This is a genomic window from Paraburkholderia sediminicola, assembly GCF_046027355.1.
GTDB lineage: Bacteria > Pseudomonadota > Gammaproteobacteria > Burkholderiales > Burkholderiaceae > Paraburkholderia > Paraburkholderia sediminicola_B.
The window spans coordinates 44,048-60,252 of the sequence record NZ_JAQQEK010000003.1; the positions used below are offsets into that span (position 1 = coordinate 44,048).

At 63.8% G+C, this 16,205-nt stretch carries 15 protein-coding genes; 1 reads left to right on the forward strand and 14 read right to left on the reverse strand.

The window, feature by feature from the left end; translation table 11 throughout:
- Positions 1–10 precede the first annotated feature (10 nt).
- From PQR42_RS06075 to PQR42_RS06120, 10 genes are read right to left on the reverse strand one after another with little or no spacing between them, the layout of a single operon-like run.
- Positions 11–2,089 (reverse strand): hydantoinase/oxoprolinase family protein, encoded by a 2,079-nt coding sequence (locus PQR42_RS06075; RefSeq protein ID WP_408383590.1) that lies wholly within the window; start codon positions 2,087–2,089, stop codon positions 11–13.
- Positions 2,086–3,756: a hydantoinase B/oxoprolinase family protein gene (locus tag PQR42_RS06080; protein ID WP_408383588.1), complete on the reverse strand. Its 1,671-nt coding sequence runs from the start codon at positions 3,754–3,756 to the stop codon at positions 2,086–2,088. The genes PQR42_RS06075 and PQR42_RS06080 overlap by 4 nt, the downstream gene beginning before the upstream one ends.
- Positions 3,750–4,301 carry a LeuD/DmdB family oxidoreductase small subunit gene (locus PQR42_RS06085; RefSeq protein WP_408204729.1) on the reverse strand — a complete coding sequence of 184 codons (552 nt, stop codon included), beginning with the start codon at positions 4,299–4,301 and terminating at the stop codon, positions 3,750–3,752. Before PQR42_RS06085 ends, PQR42_RS06080 begins: the two co-directional genes overlap by 7 nt.
- Positions 4,298–5,566, reverse strand: a complete 1,269-nt coding sequence (locus tag PQR42_RS06090; RefSeq protein ID WP_408383586.1) for a 3-isopropylmalate dehydratase large subunit — start codon at positions 5,564–5,566, stop codon at positions 4,298–4,300. The genes PQR42_RS06085 and PQR42_RS06090 overlap by 4 nt, the downstream gene beginning before the upstream one ends.
- Before the next feature lie 3 nt (positions 5,567–5,569).
- Positions 5,570–6,280 (reverse strand): ABC transporter ATP-binding protein, encoded by a 711-nt coding sequence (locus PQR42_RS06095; protein ID WP_408383584.1) that lies wholly within the window; start codon positions 6,278–6,280, stop codon positions 5,570–5,572.
- Positions 6,277–7,032, reverse strand: a complete 756-nt coding sequence (locus PQR42_RS06100) for an ABC transporter ATP-binding protein (protein ID WP_408383582.1) — start codon at positions 7,030–7,032, stop codon at positions 6,277–6,279. The genes PQR42_RS06095 and PQR42_RS06100 overlap by 4 nt, the downstream gene beginning before the upstream one ends.
- Positions 7,025–8,023, reverse strand: a complete 999-nt coding sequence (locus PQR42_RS06105) for a branched-chain amino acid ABC transporter permease (protein WP_408383580.1) — start codon at positions 8,021–8,023, stop codon at positions 7,025–7,027. The genes PQR42_RS06100 and PQR42_RS06105 overlap by 8 nt, the downstream gene beginning before the upstream one ends.
- Before the next feature lie 2 nt (positions 8,024–8,025).
- Complete coding sequence (locus PQR42_RS06110) at positions 8,026–8,898, reverse strand: branched-chain amino acid ABC transporter permease (protein ID WP_408204724.1); 873 nt, start codon at positions 8,896–8,898, stop codon at positions 8,026–8,028.
- Between the two features lie 8 nt (positions 8,899–8,906).
- Complete coding sequence (locus PQR42_RS06115; protein WP_408383578.1) at positions 8,907–10,112, reverse strand: ABC transporter substrate-binding protein; 1,206 nt, start codon at positions 10,110–10,112, stop codon at positions 8,907–8,909.
- 20 nt (positions 10,113–10,132) lie between these two features.
- Entirely contained in the window at positions 10,133–10,939 is an 807-nt protein-coding gene (locus PQR42_RS06120) for a GntR family transcriptional regulator (RefSeq protein WP_408383576.1), read from the reverse strand.
- 530 nt (positions 10,940–11,469) lie between these two features.
- Here PQR42_RS06120 and PQR42_RS06125 point away from each other — a divergent pair.
- The gene (locus tag PQR42_RS06125; RefSeq protein WP_408383574.1) at positions 11,470–12,660 is read left to right on the forward strand and encodes a porin; all 1,191 of its coding nucleotides are present in this window, start codon (positions 11,470–11,472) and stop codon (positions 12,658–12,660) included.
- Between the two features lie 135 nt (positions 12,661–12,795).
- Here PQR42_RS06125 and PQR42_RS06130 read toward each other — a convergent pair whose 3' ends face one another.
- The 4 genes from PQR42_RS06130 to PQR42_RS06145 all read right to left on the reverse strand — a co-directional run bounded on the left by PQR42_RS06130 (position 12,796) and on the right by PQR42_RS06145 (position 16,196).
- A complete protein-coding gene (locus PQR42_RS06130) occupies positions 12,796–12,990 on the reverse strand; it encodes a hypothetical protein (protein ID WP_408493589.1) in 195 nt (64 codons plus the stop codon).
- Positions 12,987–13,814: an alpha/beta hydrolase gene (locus tag PQR42_RS06135; protein WP_408493590.1), complete on the reverse strand. Its 828-nt coding sequence runs from the start codon at positions 13,812–13,814 to the stop codon at positions 12,987–12,989. The genes PQR42_RS06130 and PQR42_RS06135 overlap by 4 nt, the downstream gene beginning before the upstream one ends.
- 14 nt (positions 13,815–13,828) lie before the next feature.
- Complete coding sequence (locus tag PQR42_RS06140) at positions 13,829–14,599, reverse strand: molybdate ABC transporter substrate-binding protein (RefSeq protein ID WP_408383569.1); 771 nt, start codon at positions 14,597–14,599, stop codon at positions 13,829–13,831.
- Between the two features lie 85 nt (positions 14,600–14,684).
- Complete coding sequence (locus PQR42_RS06145) at positions 14,685–16,196, reverse strand: aldehyde dehydrogenase (protein ID WP_408383568.1); 1,512 nt, start codon at positions 16,194–16,196, stop codon at positions 14,685–14,687.
- Between the last annotated feature and the right edge of the window lie 9 nt (positions 16,197–16,205).

The window sequence follows — 16,205 nt, forward strand, 5'->3', positions numbered from 1 at the left end:
GGGCGGCTCCTTAGTCGGGCTCGCGCGTGATCAACAGATTGCCGAGCGCATCGACGCGCCCGCTGAATCCGGGTTCGAGCCAGATCGTCGTATCCCCCTGCTCGAGAATCGCGGGACCGTCGACCGTTGCATCCACCGGCAGATCGAGGCGTGCAAAGCGCGTTGCGTCCCACCATTTGCCCGCGTGGAAAACGGCTTGCGTACCGAGCGATGACGGCATCGCCGTGGCTTTCGGCGCGAGCACCGCCAGATCGAACTTGGGCCGCACACCGATACGCGCATAACGCAGGTTCAGGATGCGCACCGCGATGCCGTCGAGCGCGCGCCCATAGGCCGCGCGATACGCCGCTTCGAAGGCCGCGCCGATTGCGGCGCGTTGCAGCGCATCGCGCGGCACTTCCACGCGCACCGTATGGCTTTGCCCGACGTAGAGCATGTCGAGTTCGACGCTCTCGCGCACCGCGTCGAACGCGACACCGGCGGAGTCGAGCCGCTGCTGGCACGCGTCGGCCATGCTGGCGACGCGCGCACGCAAGTCTTCGACATCGAGATCGGCGAGCGCGCGATTGAGCGTCTGCACCGCGTCGTGCCGCATGTCGGCGATCACGCAGCCGATTGCCGACGTCACGCCGGGAAAACGCGGCACGATGCCCGTCGTGGTGCCGACTTCGCGCATCATCGCGCAGACGTGCAACGCGCCGCCGCCGCCGAACGGCATGTACGCGAACTCGCGTGGATCGTGGCCGCGTTCGATCGACACCAGCCGGATCGCGCCCGCCATCTTGGCATTGGCGACCGTCAGGATCGCCTCGGCCGCCGCATGGACATTCAGCCCGAGCGGCGCGGCGACGTGCTCGCTGATCGCCTCACGCGCCTTGCCGACGTCCATCCGTGCCAGCAGGCCTCCGCCCAAAGGACGATCCGCCGCGATGCGTCCGAGCAGCACGTTGGCATCGGTCACCGTCGGGCGCAGATTGCCGCGTCCGTAACAGGCCGGCCCCGGCACGCTGCCCGCCGATTCGGGACCGACCTGCAGCAGGCCGCCCGCATCGACCGACGCGATCGAGCCGCCGCCCGCGCCGATCGTCTCGATCTGGATCATCGGCGCGCGCACCACCATGCCGAAGTCGATCGAAGTCTGCGCGGACAAGGATGCTTCGCCGTTCGCCACCAGCGACACATCGAACGACGTGCCGCCCATGTCGCCCGTCACGAGGTTCGGATAGCCAGCCGCACGCCCGATTGCGGCACACGCGATCACGCCCGCAGCCGGACCCGACAGCGCCGTGCGCACCGGCACGTCGCACGCAGTCTGGCGCGACATGATGCCGCCGTTGCTCTGCACGACCAGCAGTTCGCCACGAAAGCCATGCGCCTTCAGATCGCCTTCCAGACGCGTCAGATAGCTGCCCACGACCGGCTGCAACGCGGCGTTCAACGTGGCTGTCGAGCATCGTTCGAATTCGCGGATTTCGGGCAGCACCTCGGTTGCCGCCGTCACGTTCGCGTTCGGCCAGATCGCCCGCACCGCCTCGACGGCTTGCGCTTCGTTGAGCGGATTCGCGTAGGCGTTGATGAAGAAGACGCACACCGCTTCGCAGCCACGTTCGAGCAGATCGCGCGCGGCGGCCCGCACCTGCGCGAGGTCCACGGGCGTGTGCAACGTGCCGTCGGCCAGCACGCGCTCCTTCACTTCGAGGCGCAGATCGCGTGGCACCACCGGCTCGAAACTGCCGCGCAAGCCCCAGGTGTGCGGCCGGTCGCGGCGGCGCATTTCGAGCACGTCGCGAAAGCCTGCCGTCGTAATGATGCCCGTGCGCGCCACCTTGCGTTCGAGCAAGGCGTTCGTGCCGACCGTGGTGCCGTGCACGATCGTCGCGATCGCACCGGCGCCGCGCTCGCCTGCGTCGTCGTCCTGTGCGCCGATGCGTTCGATGCCGTTCATGAAGCCGCGCGCTTCCTCACCCCGCGTGGACGGCACCTTGACGACGCGCGCCGTGCCCGCCTTTTCGTCGAGCACGAACAGATCGGTGAACGTGCCCCCCACGTCGACACCGACGACGATTGAACCGTGTGCAGCCGCCTTCATACCTGTTGCTCCTTCCGAGCTGTCGTCACATAACCCATTGCCGAATCGCGCTTGCGGGCGGCATCGTCACGCCCGGAAGGCGTGCCGTAACCGCCGCCGCCTGGCGTTTCGAGCCGCACCCGTTCGCCGCGCTTCAGGCGAATGCCGAGCATCTTCGACGCCATCGGCGGCGTATGCCATGCACCGTCATGCTGATAGCGGAACACGTTGGGCACGGACGCTTCGCCGCCCGCGATACCTTGCGGAGCCGAGCGTCCGCGTTCGCCGAAAATGAACGCTTCGGCCTCGACTTCGAGCAGTTCGATTTCGTAGATCGCGCCGAGACCGCCGCGATATGTGCCGTCGCCGCCCGAGTCGGGACGCAACGCCCACTGCGTGAAACGCACCGGATACGCCGCTTCGAGAATCTCGAGCGGCGGAATGGTCGCCGTCGAGATCGGCGCATTGCCGTGACTCAGACCGTCGCCTTGCGAATGGCCGCCATGGCCGCCGCCGAAGAAACTGAACATCACCCAGCGCTGGCCCTTGCGCGCACCCTCGCTGCGATGCCCGGCGATCGACAACGCGTTGATGGTGCCGTATGCCTGGGCCATCGCCAGTTCCGGCGCGGCCTGCGCCATCGCGCAGAAGATCACGTCGATCATGCGCAGGATCGTTTCGGTGTAGCCGCCGACGGGGCGCGGCCGGTCCGCCGAGATCAGCAGTCCGTCCGGCAGCACGAACGACACGGCGTCCAGTACGCCGGCATTGGCCGGCACGTCGGGAAAGAGATGCTTGAGCGCGACATAGCACGCGGCGATCGCCGTGGCGCGCGAAATGTTCACCGGCCCCGCGCAGGCGGGCGACGTGCCGGTGAAGTCGAGTGTCAACGTGTCGCCCGCCACGCGCATAAGCAACGCAATCTTCAGCGGCTCGTCGCGCACGCCGTCGTTGTCGAGCATGTCGTCGAACGCGTAGTCGCCGTCCGGCAGCGCCGCCACGTGCGAGCGCATCAGCTTGACGGCGCGCTCGCGCAGCAGCGCGAGCGCTTCGAGCACGGTCGCGTCGCTGTAGTCGTCGAGCAGGCTGTCCAGACGGCGCGCGCCCAGCTCGAGCGCCGCGAGCTGGCCGTTGAGGTCGCCCCACAGGCTGTCGGGCAGACGCGTGTTGGCCTGCAGGATGGCGAGCACGTCGGCATCGAGTTCGCCGCGCCGCACGATACGCACGGGCGGAATCTGCACGGCTTCCTGCCAGCATTCGGTGGCGGCCGGATTGTAATTGCCGGGCACCGCGCCACCGACATCGTGCCAGTGCGCCGCCGACGCCAGAAAGCAAAACAGCTTGCCGTCGCGAAACACGGGCCGCACCAGCTTGAAGTCGTTCGCGTGCGTGCCGCCTTCATACGGGTCGTTGAAAAGCCAGACGTCGCCATCGACCATGCCGCCGCGCTCGCCCGCGACGCGTATCGCCGCCCGCACCGCGAACGCCATCGCGCCGACGAACACGGGCAAGCCGGACTTGCCCTGCACCAGCGTCGCGCCCGACAGCGCGTCGTAGATGCCGTGACAGGCGTCGTGCGCTTCCGCGATGATCGGATTGAACGCGCTGCGGTAGAGCGTCGCGTCCATTTCGTCGGCGATCTGTTCCAGCCGCCCTTTGAGGACCGCCAGCGTGACGGGATCTAGCATGAGATGACTCCGTTGGATGTGGGGTAACGCTGCTTGAGCAGGTTGAGCAGACCGCCCGCGTCGACCATGTCGAGCAGAAACGCGGGCACCGGCTCGCACGTCAGTTCGACGCCATCGGCGCGGCGGATGCGGCCTGCGCGCGGGTCGATCGCGATGTGCTCGCCTTCTTCGATGGATCCGGCGTCGGCGCACGTCAGCAGCAACAGGCCGACGTTGAAGGCGTTGCGGAAATAGAGGCCGTTGAATGCCGGCGCGATCACGGCCCGTACGCCGAGGCGCACAAGCGCGGCCGCAGCCTGTTCGCGCGACGAGCCGATGCCGAAGTTCGGGCCGGCCACGAGCACGTCGCCCGGCTGCACGCCCGCCGCGAAGTCGGGGCGCGCGATCTCCAGACAGTGCCGCGCGATTTCGTCGATACCGAATTTCATGTACGCGCCGGGCGCGAGCGCATCGGTATCGATATCCGCGCCGACGCGCCAGACGCGATGCGAAGCGGCCGTCTGTCCATGCATGACTTGCGGCGGGTTGGTCGGACGTTCGCTCATGCCAGCACCTCGCGCGGATCGGTAATACGCCCGCGCAACGCAGACGCCGCGACGGTATAAGGCGAGCCCAGATAAACCCGCGCCGACGCCGCGCCCATGCGTCCCTTGAAGTTGCGCGCGGTACTCGAAATCACCGTGCTGTTTTCGGGGATCGAGCCGCCGTAACCGGCGCACGCGCCGCACGTGGTCGCCAGCAGTTGGGCGCCCGCCGCTTCCAGCACGGCCATCACGCCTTCGCGCGCGGCCTGCTCGCGATCGCGCACGCTCGCGGGAGCGACGACGAGCTGCACGCCGCTCGCGATGCGATGACCGCGCAGCACGCTCGCCGCCGCCCGCAAGTCCTCCAGCTTCGCGCCCGTGCAAGCGCCAATATAGGCGACATCGACGGCCACATCGCCGTATGCGCCGGCGTCGCGCGTATTCGCCGGACTGTGCGGCGCGGCCACCTGAGGCGCGAGCCACGCGGCGTCGAAATCGTGCGTCTCGGCCTGCGCTTGCGGATCGCCTTGCCAGCGGCCGAGGTCGATGTCGTCCTGCACGCCGACGGCGCGCAGATAGTCGGCGGTCACCGAGTCCGCCGCAATCAGGCCTACTTGAGCACCGAGTTCCGCGCTCATGTTCGACAACGTCATGCGCTCCTGCATCGACAGCGCCGTCACGGCCTCGCCGCAAAATTCGACGGCCTGGTAGCGGCCGCCATTCATGCCGAAGCGGCCGATCATATGCAGCATCATGTCTTTCGCCGTGACGCCCGGCGCGAGGCGCTGCCGCCAGTTCATCCGCAACGTGCGCGGCACCTTGACCCAGATTTGCCCCGACACCGCGACGCCGAGCATCTCGGTGCTGCCGATGCCGAACATGTACGCGCCGAATGCGCCGCCCGTCGGCGAATGCGAGTCGCCGCCGACGCAGAACATGCCCGGCCGCAGGTGGCCGCGTTCCGGCAAGACGACGTGGCAGATGCCGACGCCGTCGTAGACGTTCGGCAACTGCTGCGCCACCGCCCAGTCGCGCGCGATGTGCACGATGCGGCGCGATTCGTCGTCGGTCTCGGGTACATAGTGGTCGATCACGAGCACGACTTTCGACTTGTCCCACAACGACGCGCCGAGTTGTTCGAGCATGGGCTTCAGGCGCCGTGGACCGCTCGAATCATGAAACATGGCGAGATCCACATTGCAGGTGACGATTTCCCCAACTTCCACTTCCGGCCGCCCGCAGGCCGCCGCAATCAGTTTTTGTGCAAGCGTTTGTGCTACTGGCATTGACTACATCCCCAGATACGCGCGACGCAACTCGTCGCTGGCCATCAATTCCGCGCACGTGCCGGCGTAACGGACGAGACCGTTCTCCAGCACATACCCGCGCTGCCCGGTTTCGAGCGACTGCATGACGTTCTGCTCGACCAGCAGGATCGCGAGTCCTTCGCCTCGCAGGCGCGCGATCAGCGCAAACATCTCCTCGACCATCAACGGCGACAAACCGAGCGACGGTTCGTCCAGAATCAGCAGGCGCGGCTCGGCCATCAGGCCGCGCCCGATCGCCAGCATCTGCTGCTCGCCGCCCGACATCGTGCCCGCCGGCTGATCGATGCGTTCGCCAAGACGTGGAAAGGTCTCCAGCATGCGCGCGAGGTTGCGGGCGCGATTCGGCTTGCCGCGTAAAAACGCGCCAAGCTCGAGGTTTTCGCGCACGCTCAGATTCGGGAAAATCCGCCGGCCTTCGGGAACCTGAATCAGCCCGGCCTTCACGACGGCGCGATAGTGCCGGCCCGTCAACTCGTGCCCGTCGAAGCGCACGGCGCCTTGCCAGACGGCATTGATTCCGCACACCGTGTTGTTCAGCGTGGTCTTGCCGACGCCATTGCTGCCGAGCAGCACGACGATCTCGCCTTCGCCGACACGAAGATCGATGCCGCGCAATACTTCGGTTCGGCCGTAACCCGTGCGAAGCCCATCCACTTCGAGCAATGCGCTCATGATTGCCCTCCTTCGCGCGCCAGACGTTCGGCCGTGCCGTGACCGAGATACGCCTCGATCACGGCGCTATCGGATGTCACCTCGCGCGGCGTGCCTCCGGCGATCAGACGGCCTTGCGCGAGCACCCACACATGTTCGGCAAGGCTCATCACGGCGCGCATGACGTGTTCGATCATCAGCACCGTCACGCCGCTTTCGACGAGACCGCGAATTACCGGGATCATTTCGTCGATTTCACTTGGATTCAGGCCTGCGAGCACTTCGTCCAGCAACAGCAGACGCGGCTTGGTGGCGAGCGCGCGCGCCAGTTCGAGGCGCTTGCGGCCACCGACAGTCAGGTCCGCCGCGGGCTGGTCGAGACGGTCGTGCAGGTTCACGCGCGCGGCGACTTCCTCTGCCGCCGCCAGCGCCTCGCGCCGTCCAGGCAGATGCAGATGCGCGCCGACCGCGATGTTCTCGCGGACCGTCTGCGCGCCGAACGGCTGCACGATCTGGAATGTGCGCGTCAGACCGAGCCGCGCGGACTCGTGCGGCGCCATGCCGGTAATGTCGCGGCCCAGGTACTGCACGCGGCCCGCGCCGGGCTGCAGAAAACCCGACAGCAACGCGAACAGCGTGGTCTTGCCCGCGCCGTTCGGGCCGACGAGCGCCGTGAGCGTATTCGGCATGACATCGAGGCTCACGTCCTGCACGGCCTTCAGGCCGCCGAACGTGATCGACAGGCCACGGGCTTGTAACAGCGCTTCAGACATGGGCTTCCTCCTTGCGCTTGCCGCTGCGCTTCGACGTCGCGGGCCGGCCGGTCATGCGCCGCACCGACGCACCCGCGCCCGTGATTCCGCGCGGGAGGAACATCACGATCAGGACCAGCACCACGCCGTAGATCACCATGCTGATGCCGGGCAACTCGCCGAACAGGTTGCGGGTCAACTCGCCCAGCACGTAGAGCAGCGCCGCGCCGAGCACCGGTCCCCACAACGTGCCCACGCCGCCGACGATCACGCCGACCAGCGCTTCGATCGATTTCGCCGGACCGAACGCGATATCGGCGTCGATGTACTGGAACATCTGCACGTAGCACACACCCGCCGCGCTCATGAATGCCGCCGACAGCGCGATGGCGCCCAGCTTCACGCGCACGGGATTGACGCCGATTGCCCGCGCGGCGTTTTCGTTGTCGCGTACCGCCTGCAGATAGGCGCCGAAGCGCGAATGCCGCAGCCATGCGGTGACGGCGAGCGCCATCATGACGAATGCCAGCAGCAGGAACACATAGCCGCGCCGCGTGCCGAACTGCAGGTTCGCGGCGCTCGCATGCAGCGGCACCATCAGCCCGACGCCGCCGCCCGTGAACGGCACCGACACCGCGACAATGCGCGCGACCTCGGCGAAGGCCAGCGTCACCAGCGCGAAGTACGAACCTTTGAGGCCGCCGCGAAACGCGAGCGCGCCGACCACCAGCCCGGCGATCACGCCGAAGGCGATGGCGAGCGGCAACGCGAGCCACGGATTCCAGCCCCAACTCAATTGCGCGATTGCCTGCGTGTATGCGCCGACGCCGAAGAACAACGCGTGTCCGAACGACAATTGACCGCCGTAGCCGCCGAGGATGTTCCATGATTGCGCCAGCAACACGGCGTACAGCGACATCATCAGGAAGGTGAGCCACACGCCCGACTGCAGCATGCTTGCAAGCGCGGCCCCGAGGATGCCGAAGACGAGGATCGAAAGAACGTCGCGCATGCCTAGGTCCTCACTCCGAACAGCCCTTGCGGACGCATCAGCAGCACGACGATGAAAATCGCGAAGATGCCCATCTGACCCAGCGAATCGCCGAACCACAAGCCGCCGAGCGACTCGACCACGCCGATGAGCAGACCGCCGATCAGTGCACCTGCGAAGCTGCCCATGCCGCCCAGCACGACGATCGTAAACGCAACCAGCACGAAGCCGTTGCCGACCTGCGGATTGACGTAATAGGTTGGCAACAGAAAACAGGCCGCCGCGCCGACACATGCCATGCCGATGCCGAACGACAGCGCGTAGACCTTGTCGACGTCGATACCCATCAGCTTCGCGCCGTGCTTCTCGCGCGACACGGCGCGAATCGCGCGGCCCAGATCGGTCATGCGGATTACGAGGAACAACGCGGCCGCCACCACCAGCGCGCCGAAAAATCCGATGACCTTTGGCAACGCGATCATGGCGGGACCGATAGCGACCGTGGCGAGCGTATAAGACGTCTCGATGTTGCGCGTATCGGAGTGGAACCACACGAGCGCCAGATTCTCCAACACGATCGACAGACCGAGCGTGACCAGCAGAATGTTTTCGTCCTTGCCGTGGCTCGCGCGATTGATCACGCAGCGCTGCAGTGCGTAGCCGAACGCGAACATGCCGAGTGTCACCAGCGGCAGCGCCAGATAAGGATCGATGCCCAGCCGCTCCTTCAGCAGATAGACCGCATACAGCGCGACCATCAACGCCGCGCCGTGCGCGAAGTTGATGATGTGCAGCACGCCGTAAATCAGTGTGAGACCGAGCGCGATGAGCGCATAGACCGCGCCCGTTGTCAGTCCGTTGAGCAGCGCGGAGAGGAGAATCACCGGATCGAACATTCAATGCCTCAGCTCTTGAGCGGAAACTGCGGCGCAACTTCGCGATAGGCCGGCGGCAGCACGACCTTGATATCGTTGCCAACCACCTGAGTAAGAAGCGGTTGTGCGCCGGTGTTCTGACCGTTGACGAAATGCGTCGGACCATACGGCATCATGTGGTCCTTGAAAGCGCTCGAGGCGAGCGCCGCATTGACGGCGGCGCGGTCGGCGGATTTCGCGCGCTCCAGCGCGTCAGCGAGCAGCATCGTCGCGGTGTAGGTCATGAACACTTCATATGAGAAGTACGCGCCCTTCGCTTCGACCCGTTTGCGCAACGGCGCAACACGCGCATCCTTCGGATTGAACCAGTGATTGCAATCGATGATGCCGTCCGCGATATCCGGAAACTCCTTCAGAAACTTGTAGCTCGATGCGGCGCCGCCCAACACCGAATAAATCGCTTTGGGGCGCACGTTCTGCTGTTTCATGGCGCGCAGCAACAGCGCGTATTCGTTGTAGTAGTTGGCGGGAATCACGATGTCGGGATTGACCGCGCGCATGCGTAGCACGATGTTGTTGAAGTCGCGTGTCGGATTCGGATGCTTGATGACTTCCTTGATTTCGAAACCGTACTTGGGCAACTCGCTGCTGAGCAGCGCAGCCGTGCCGGCGCCGAACAGCGATTCTTCGTGCACGATCATCACCGTTCTGGCCGGTTTGCCCGCGTCGGTATTCAACGCATTGAGGTTGTCGACCGCGCGCTGGCTGCACATCCGGTAGCCGGGTCCGAAGCGAAACGTATTCGTGAGTCCGCGCTCGACGATCTGATCGGCGACGCCGACATCGACCACATGCGGTAAGCCGTACTTCGCGGCTGTCTGGGTCGTGGCGAGACAGATCGCCGATGCATAGGCGCCGACGATTGCCGATACGCCCGCCTCGTTCATCCTCTCGACCTCGGCGGCGCCCGCCTCGGGCCGCGATTGCGCGTCGCCCACCACGGCTTCAACGAGCGCGCCGCCTTGCGACTTGATGCCCCCTGCGTTGTTGATGTCCTCGATTGCCAGCAAAGCGCCCAGCCGGCATTGCTGCCCCGAATAGGCCAACGCTCCCGTGACGGGATGCAGCACGCCGATCTTGATGCTCTTCGCGCTCGCGGCACGAGCGACCCAAGGTGCTGCAACCAGTGCTGCCGCGGCGGTGGACCGACGCAGGAAAGTGCGACGCGAACTCATGCGATCTCCGTAAGATTGCGTTAGTTGAAGGTGGCGGACAGTTCCTCGCTGACCCAGACCTTGGCGTCGATATCGCCAATGCGAGAGAGCTGCAACTGATACTGATAGCGATCGGGCCGGTACAGACCCTGGAGCAATTGCACCGGCCGTTCGTCGGTGTCGCGCACGAGACGCGTCACGGCGAGCAACGCCGAGCCGACCGCGACGTCGAGATGGCGCGCCACCACGGCGTCGGCGAGGCGCGCCGAAATGGTTTGCGTCGCGCCGCCGAGCTGCACGCCCGCTTCCTCCAGCAGCATCAGCAAGGGCTTGCGCTTGAGGTCGCGGCGGTTGATTTCGGCGACGGCTTTCGGCACGTGTGTCGTGATGAACGACACCGGTCCCGCCGACGTGCTACGAACCCGGATACTCTTGTAGACGGCATCGCCGACAGACAGATGCAGCGCCTCCGCGATGGCGTCCGAAGCGAGCACTTCCGTGCTGTCTATCACTTCGACCGTGGTGCGCAACCCCATATTCACGATGTTCTCGAGCAGGCCGGTGAGGTGCGCTTTCTCGCGCGAAACCGGTGTGGCTTTCGCATTGCCCTGCTTTTTTCCCGTATCGATGCGCTGCGGCCACGTGCCCACGCCTGGACGGCGTGTGACCAGCCCGTCCGCCACCAGCATCTCCATTGCCTTGCGGATCGTAATGCGCGCGACCGCAAACTGTTCAGCAAGGAGATGTTCACCGGGCACGCCTTCTTCGTCGAAGCGTCCTTCCTGGAGTTGCTCACGCAACACCAGGTAGATCTGGTGATATTTCGGCAGGGGCAGTGTGGTTTCCATGGGGTTCACTCTAGAAGTGTCGTAATGTCGGGTCAATAGAACAAATTGGAAAATAAAGATTGTTCTACATCGTAAACACCGACGGGAGCAACTGGCTTGCAGTAAGTAACGTGCAAGCTCGATGTTTCGCTCGATCCATCAGAGCGGACAGTTTGCTGGACGAGATTGGATCAACGATAGAACAAGTCGCGTGATGGCTTGTTCCATGGGGAAAACACTCAACTGACGCACTTCGCAGAAGCCTCAACGCTTTGCGCGCCAATAGAACATTTCGCGCGTCAAATGTTCCATTGACAAGACAAAATAGGCTGCTTAATTTTCGTCGCAACCGGAATCGATCTGGACGCAAAGGCGCTATCGAATGCCGACGCAAAGAGAGCGAAGCGGATTCATGTCGATATACGCTCGATTTCATTTCTTTAGGATGCCTGCTTTGTAGCATGCCTCGCGGCCGGCACATCATGACCGCGCAATCCGCCCCTGGTTTGACACCGAGGGACTCAACGTCAACGATACAGTCTGGAAACAGGATGAAAAAGTCACTTTGCATCGCGGGAGTAATTGGTGCGCTTGGAACGCACGCGGCTATCGCACAGGCGCAGAGCAGCGTTACGCTTTATGGGATCGTCGACGAAGGGTTGACCTTCAATAACAACTCACACGGCGCGCGCCAGTACAGCATGGTGAGCGGCGAGATTCAGGCGAGCCGCTGGGGATTGCGCGGCAGCGAGGACCTGGGCGGCGGCATGAAAGCGGTTTTCCTCCTTGAAGGCGGCATGGATCTGAGCAGCGGCAAACTCGGCCAGGGTGGGCTTGAATTCGGCCGTCAGTTATACGTCGGACTGGCCACGCGTTATGGGACGGTGACACTCGGGCGTCAATATGATTCCGTGGTGGACTACGTTGGCCTGTTCGAAGTGGGCGATCAATGGGGCGGCTTTTACACCGCGCACCCAGGCGACCTGGATAACATCAACAATTCGAACCGGGTCAACAATGCGATCAAGTATACGAGCAACAACTACGGCGGCTTCACGTTCGGCGGCGTCTACAGTCCCGGCGGCGTAGCGGGTCATTTCAGTCAGAATCAGATCTGGTCGCTGGGCGGCTCTTACTACAATGGGCCGCTCGGGCTTGGCGTCGGCTATCTGAACATCCGCAATCCGAACACTTCGTTCTACGGCACCAGCGTGCTCGCGAACACGACCGGCTCGGCGCCGCTCGCGACGTTGAACAACATTGCATCGCCCGTGTTCTCCGGCTTTGCCGATGCGCGCACGCAGGAAGTCTATGCGGCGGGCGCTGCGTACACGTTCGGCGCGGCCACGTTCGGCGGCACCTATTCGAATACGCGTTTCGACAATCTCGATGGCGGCGGCTCGGGACCGAATCCATTCGGCAATCGCGGCACGGCGATATTCAACAACGTCGAAGCGAACTTCAAATATCAGATCACGCCTTCGTTCCTCGTGGGTGCCGCCTACGATTACACGAAAGGCAGTTCGGTTAGCGGCCGGGACGGCGCGACCTATCATCAGGCCCAACTCGGCGCTGACTATTTCCTTTCGAGGCGCACTGATGTCTACTTCGTCGGAATCTATCAAAAGGCTTCCGGCACGGACTCGACGGGAAGTACGGCGGTTGCCGCGATCAACGGTGTGACGCCATCGAACGACAATCATCAGGTCGTGCTTCGTGTAGGCATGCGGCACAAGTTCTGACGGCGGCCACCGCCCAGGACGGCAGTCGGTGCTCACGAGAAAGTGGCCCGACTGATTAGCGCATCCCACACGAAGCCGAGGCGGCAGCCAGATGCTCGAGCGGCCCTCCCCGGCTTTTGCACGCTCTCGTTCAGGTCAGGCTGAACGCTGCGCAGGCATCGTGAAGAAGGCATGCATCACATGCCAGATACGATGCCGGTTGATACCCAGCACCGCAATGTGCGCCACGCCCTTGATCTCGCAAAACTGCTTGTCCTTATTCGGCAACTGCGAGAAGAAATCGAGCAGTTCCGCATCGGTCGCATTGCCGTCGTGCTCGGCTCTCGTCATGCAAACGGGACACTGCAGCCGTTTCGGATCGACCATCGGCATATGAATCGCCATATCGATGTAGGTGCCGTTCGGCGTCCGGTTGGTGAGCTTGAGTTCATAGTCGCCCAATGCCTTCGGCACTTTGGGATCGACCGTCGACGGGTCGTCGCGGGCGAAGATGGCATCGAAGCTCGCTTGCGAGGTTGGACGGAAGTTGCTGGCCTCGAGGCCGCGATGTTCGCGCGCCGCCTCATGATTTCCGGCGCGCCCTCGCCGGTATAGGTGATCGCATCCAGCACCACGCGCTCCACGCGGTCCGGCTCTTCCATCGCAAGGACGCCCAGCCGGAGCGCGCCGGACGACTGGCCATAGAACATGAACGTTTTTTGGCCAGTCACCCTTTCGACCACCGGCATCGCGGCTTTCAGGTCCTCGACGCCGGAGCGGACATCGGAGTTTGAATCCGTCTGCGACGAGCGGCCGTAGTTTTCATGGTCCATGGTCCAGACGTCGAAGCCGTAGCGAGCAAACTCGTCCATGAACGAGTAGTTCTCCGTGCCCGGCACTTGCAGGTCGAAGCCCCCGCGGCCCGAAAACGACGAACCGTGCACGAGGAATAACACAGGCTTCTGGCCGGACTTTGCGTTGCGATTGTCAGCGAGTCGCTTGCGATACAGATACAGTTTCACCGCACCTTTCTGCGCCCAGTGATCTTCCGCAATGATCTGCTGCGTCGCCGCCTTGGCAGAGAGCGGCACTGCCGTGGCCATCAGTGTTAGCGCGGCGCCTTGCAGCAAACGGCGTCGCTGGTCCGCCTGCTGTGTGTCCTTCGTGTTGCTCATTGTTTTTTCCCCGATCAATTCGCCGGTGAGACGAGGTCGAATCCGTTCGCCTTCAACGACGCTTGCACTGCTGGCCCGGTGAGATAGGAAAGCAGCTTTTGTGCTGCGTCCGGACGCTCGCTCTTTACCCCTATACCCGCCGCGTAGGTCGTCACGAGTTGCAAATCTTCCGGGATCGGCCCGACGAGGGTGACACCATGCACGGGCTCGATTTCGCTGGTCTGTCCTAATCCGAGGGACACCTCGCCTCGTGCCATCGCTTCCATGGCGGTTTGTCCTTCCGGATAATATTTGACCTTGGGACCCACCGTGCCGCCAATCCCGAGACGGTCAATCAACCGGGCCAGATAGATGCCGGAGGTAGCGCCGGAAGCGGGGTCCGCCATACCGATCGAAGGTGCATCGAGCAGGACCTTCGTGAACGCCGGGTCGTCGTTGATCGCGGGCAAGGCGGCACCCGCTTTGACCGCGACGCCGAGCCGCACGCGCGCGATATCCACTTGTGAACCCATCCTGACAAGATGGCGCTCGGTCAGTTTGGCGAGAGGCTCAGGCGGGACGATGACGAGGTCAAAGGCCTGCCCCGATATTGCCCGGTCACGCACCTGCCCGGCAGTGCCGTAGATGATGCGCACGTGATCGCCTGTTGCAACCAGATACTGTTCGGGCAGGTTCTCCAGTGCGCCTTTCATCGCAGCCGCTGAGAGGATGAGCAGATCCGCCGCGTGAGCGGACTGCATCGTGACCAACACCATCGCAAGCAGAAGTCCTGCTTTCCTCTTCATAAGAATGTGCTCCGATGAGCATCACTGAGTACGGCATTGTCACGTTGTCGAACGGCGCGCGCTCGAACACAGTGGGTACCCATGCTCAGTTCAGCCGCTTCAGCTCGCCGTCGTCCGCATACCAGTCGACGGTCCTGCCGCTCGTATTGACCGTTACCGCGCGCGGCTCGGTGAACTGGTCGAACGATTCGATGCCCGTCTCGCGCCCGACGCCGCTGTTCTTGAAACCACCCCATGGTGAAGCCGGGTCGAGCCGGTGGTGATCGTTGACCCACACCATGCCGAATTCGAGCCTGTTTGCGACGCGGTGCGCACGCGCGACGTCCTGCGTCCACACCGATGCGGCGAGTCCGAACTGGGTGTCGTTCGCGATGCGGATCGCGTCCGCTTCGTCGTCGAACGGCATGACGACGGTCACAGGGCCGAACACTTCGTCCTGACCGATTTCCGATTTCGGATCGACGTCGTACAAAACAGTGGGCTCGATGAAGAAACCCTCCTTCAGGCCGGCCGGCACATTACCGCCCGCCAGCACTTTGGCGCCCGCGGCCTTCGCGCGTTCGAGCATCGCGAGAATACGCTGCCGCGAGCGACCGGAGATGACCGGCCCGAGCTGCGTCTTCACATCGGCCGGAGCGCCGACGCGAATCCCCGCCACCTTCGCCTGGAAACGTTCGAGAAACTGCGCATAAATCGACTTCTGCACGAGAATGCGCGCGCCGCATACGCAGGTCTGCCCCGCACCGATGAACGCGGCAAATGCCGCGCCGTTCACCGCGCGTTCCATGTCGAAGTCGTCGAACAGCATCACCGCGCCTTTGCCGCCGAGTTCAAGTGTCGTCAACGCGAAGTTGCGAGCCGCGGCTTCGCCGATGGAACGCCCTACATCCGTGCCGCCCGTGAACACGATCTTGCGGATCAGTGGATGTTTAGCCAACGCAGCGCCCGCCTCACGACCTTCGCCATTGACCACATTGATGACGCCCTTCGGCACGCCTGCTTCATTCAGCAGACGTACGAGCCGCACCGTCGTGAGCGGCGTCTGTTCCGATGCCTTGATCACGACGCTGTTGCCCGTAGCGAGCGCCGGCGCAAGACTTTTCGACAGGATCATCAATGGATGATTGAATGATGTCATCAGCGCGACGACACCGAGCGGCACGCGCTGCGTGTAGCACAGGTAAGGACCCTCTACCGGAATCACGTCGCTGCGCCGGGTCAGCGCGAGCGCTGCGAAATAGCGGTAGAACTGCGGCAAACGTGAAATCTGTGCCCGCGTTTCCGAGATCGGCCGGCCGTTGTTCAGCGTTTCGAGCTTGTAGAACTGTTCGAGGTCCGCTTCGAAAAGATCGGCGAAGCGGTTCAGCACGCGAGCGCGCTGCTGGATCGACAGGTCTCGCCATGCCCCGCCTTCGAACGCGCGATGACCCGCGCGCACCGCCCGATCCACATCCTGTTCCGATGCGGCAGCCAGCACGCCGATCACTTCGCCCGTCGCCGGGTCGACGATGTCGAGCGTGTGGCCGTGTTCGGCGTCCGTCCATTCACCGTCGATGAAAAGCTGTGCGTCCAGATGTTGTGAGTTGACTGTATCCATAGAGGGATT

Excerpts from the sequence above, each read along its gene's own strand:
- PQR42_RS06100 (WP_408383582.1), bottom strand. The coding sequence starts at position 7,032 with ATGTCTGAAGCGCTGTTACAAGCCCGTGGCCTGTCGATCACGTTCGGC.
- PQR42_RS06095 (WP_408383584.1), bottom strand. The coding sequence starts at position 6,280 with ATGAGCGCATTGCTCGAAGTGGATGGGCTTCGCACGGGTTACGGCCGA.
- PQR42_RS06075 (WP_408383590.1), bottom strand. The coding sequence starts at position 2,089 with ATGAAGGCGGCTGCACACGGTTCAATCGTCGTCGGTGTCGACGTGGGG.
- PQR42_RS06110 (WP_408204724.1), bottom strand. The coding sequence starts at position 8,898 with ATGTTCGATCCGGTGATTCTCCTCTCCGCGCTGCTCAACGGACTGACA.
- PQR42_RS06145 (WP_408383568.1), bottom strand. The coding sequence starts at position 16,196 with ATGGATACAGTCAACTCACAACATCTGGACGCACAGCTTTTCATCGAC.
- PQR42_RS06085 (WP_408204729.1), bottom strand. The coding sequence starts at position 4,301 with ATGAGCGAACGTCCGACCAACCCGCCGCAAGTCATGCATGGACAGACG.
- PQR42_RS06080 (WP_408383588.1), bottom strand. The coding sequence starts at position 3,756 with ATGCTAGATCCCGTCACGCTGGCGGTCCTCAAAGGGCGGCTGGAACAG.
- PQR42_RS06120 (WP_408383576.1), bottom strand. The coding sequence starts at position 10,939 with ATGGAAACCACACTGCCCCTGCCGAAATATCACCAGATCTACCTGGTG.
- PQR42_RS06125 (WP_408383574.1), top strand. The coding sequence starts at position 11,470 with ATGAAAAAGTCACTTTGCATCGCGGGAGTAATTGGTGCGCTTGGAACG.
- PQR42_RS06140 (WP_408383569.1), bottom strand. The coding sequence starts at position 14,599 with ATGAAGAGGAAAGCAGGACTTCTGCTTGCGATGGTGTTGGTCACGATG.
- PQR42_RS06135 (WP_408493590.1), bottom strand. The coding sequence starts at position 13,814 with ATGAGCAACACGAAGGACACACAGCAGGCGGACCAGCGACGCCGTTTG.
- PQR42_RS06090 (WP_408383586.1), bottom strand. The coding sequence starts at position 5,566 with ATGCCAGTAGCACAAACGCTTGCACAAAAACTGATTGCGGCGGCCTGC.
- PQR42_RS06115 (WP_408383578.1), bottom strand. The coding sequence starts at position 10,112 with ATGAGTTCGCGTCGCACTTTCCTGCGTCGGTCCACCGCCGCGGCAGCA.
- PQR42_RS06130 (WP_408493589.1), bottom strand. The coding sequence starts at position 12,990 with ATGACGAGAGCCGAGCACGACGGCAATGCGACCGATGCGGAACTGCTC.
- PQR42_RS06105 (WP_408383580.1), bottom strand. The coding sequence starts at position 8,023 with ATGCGCGACGTTCTTTCGATCCTCGTCTTCGGCATCCTCGGGGCCGCG.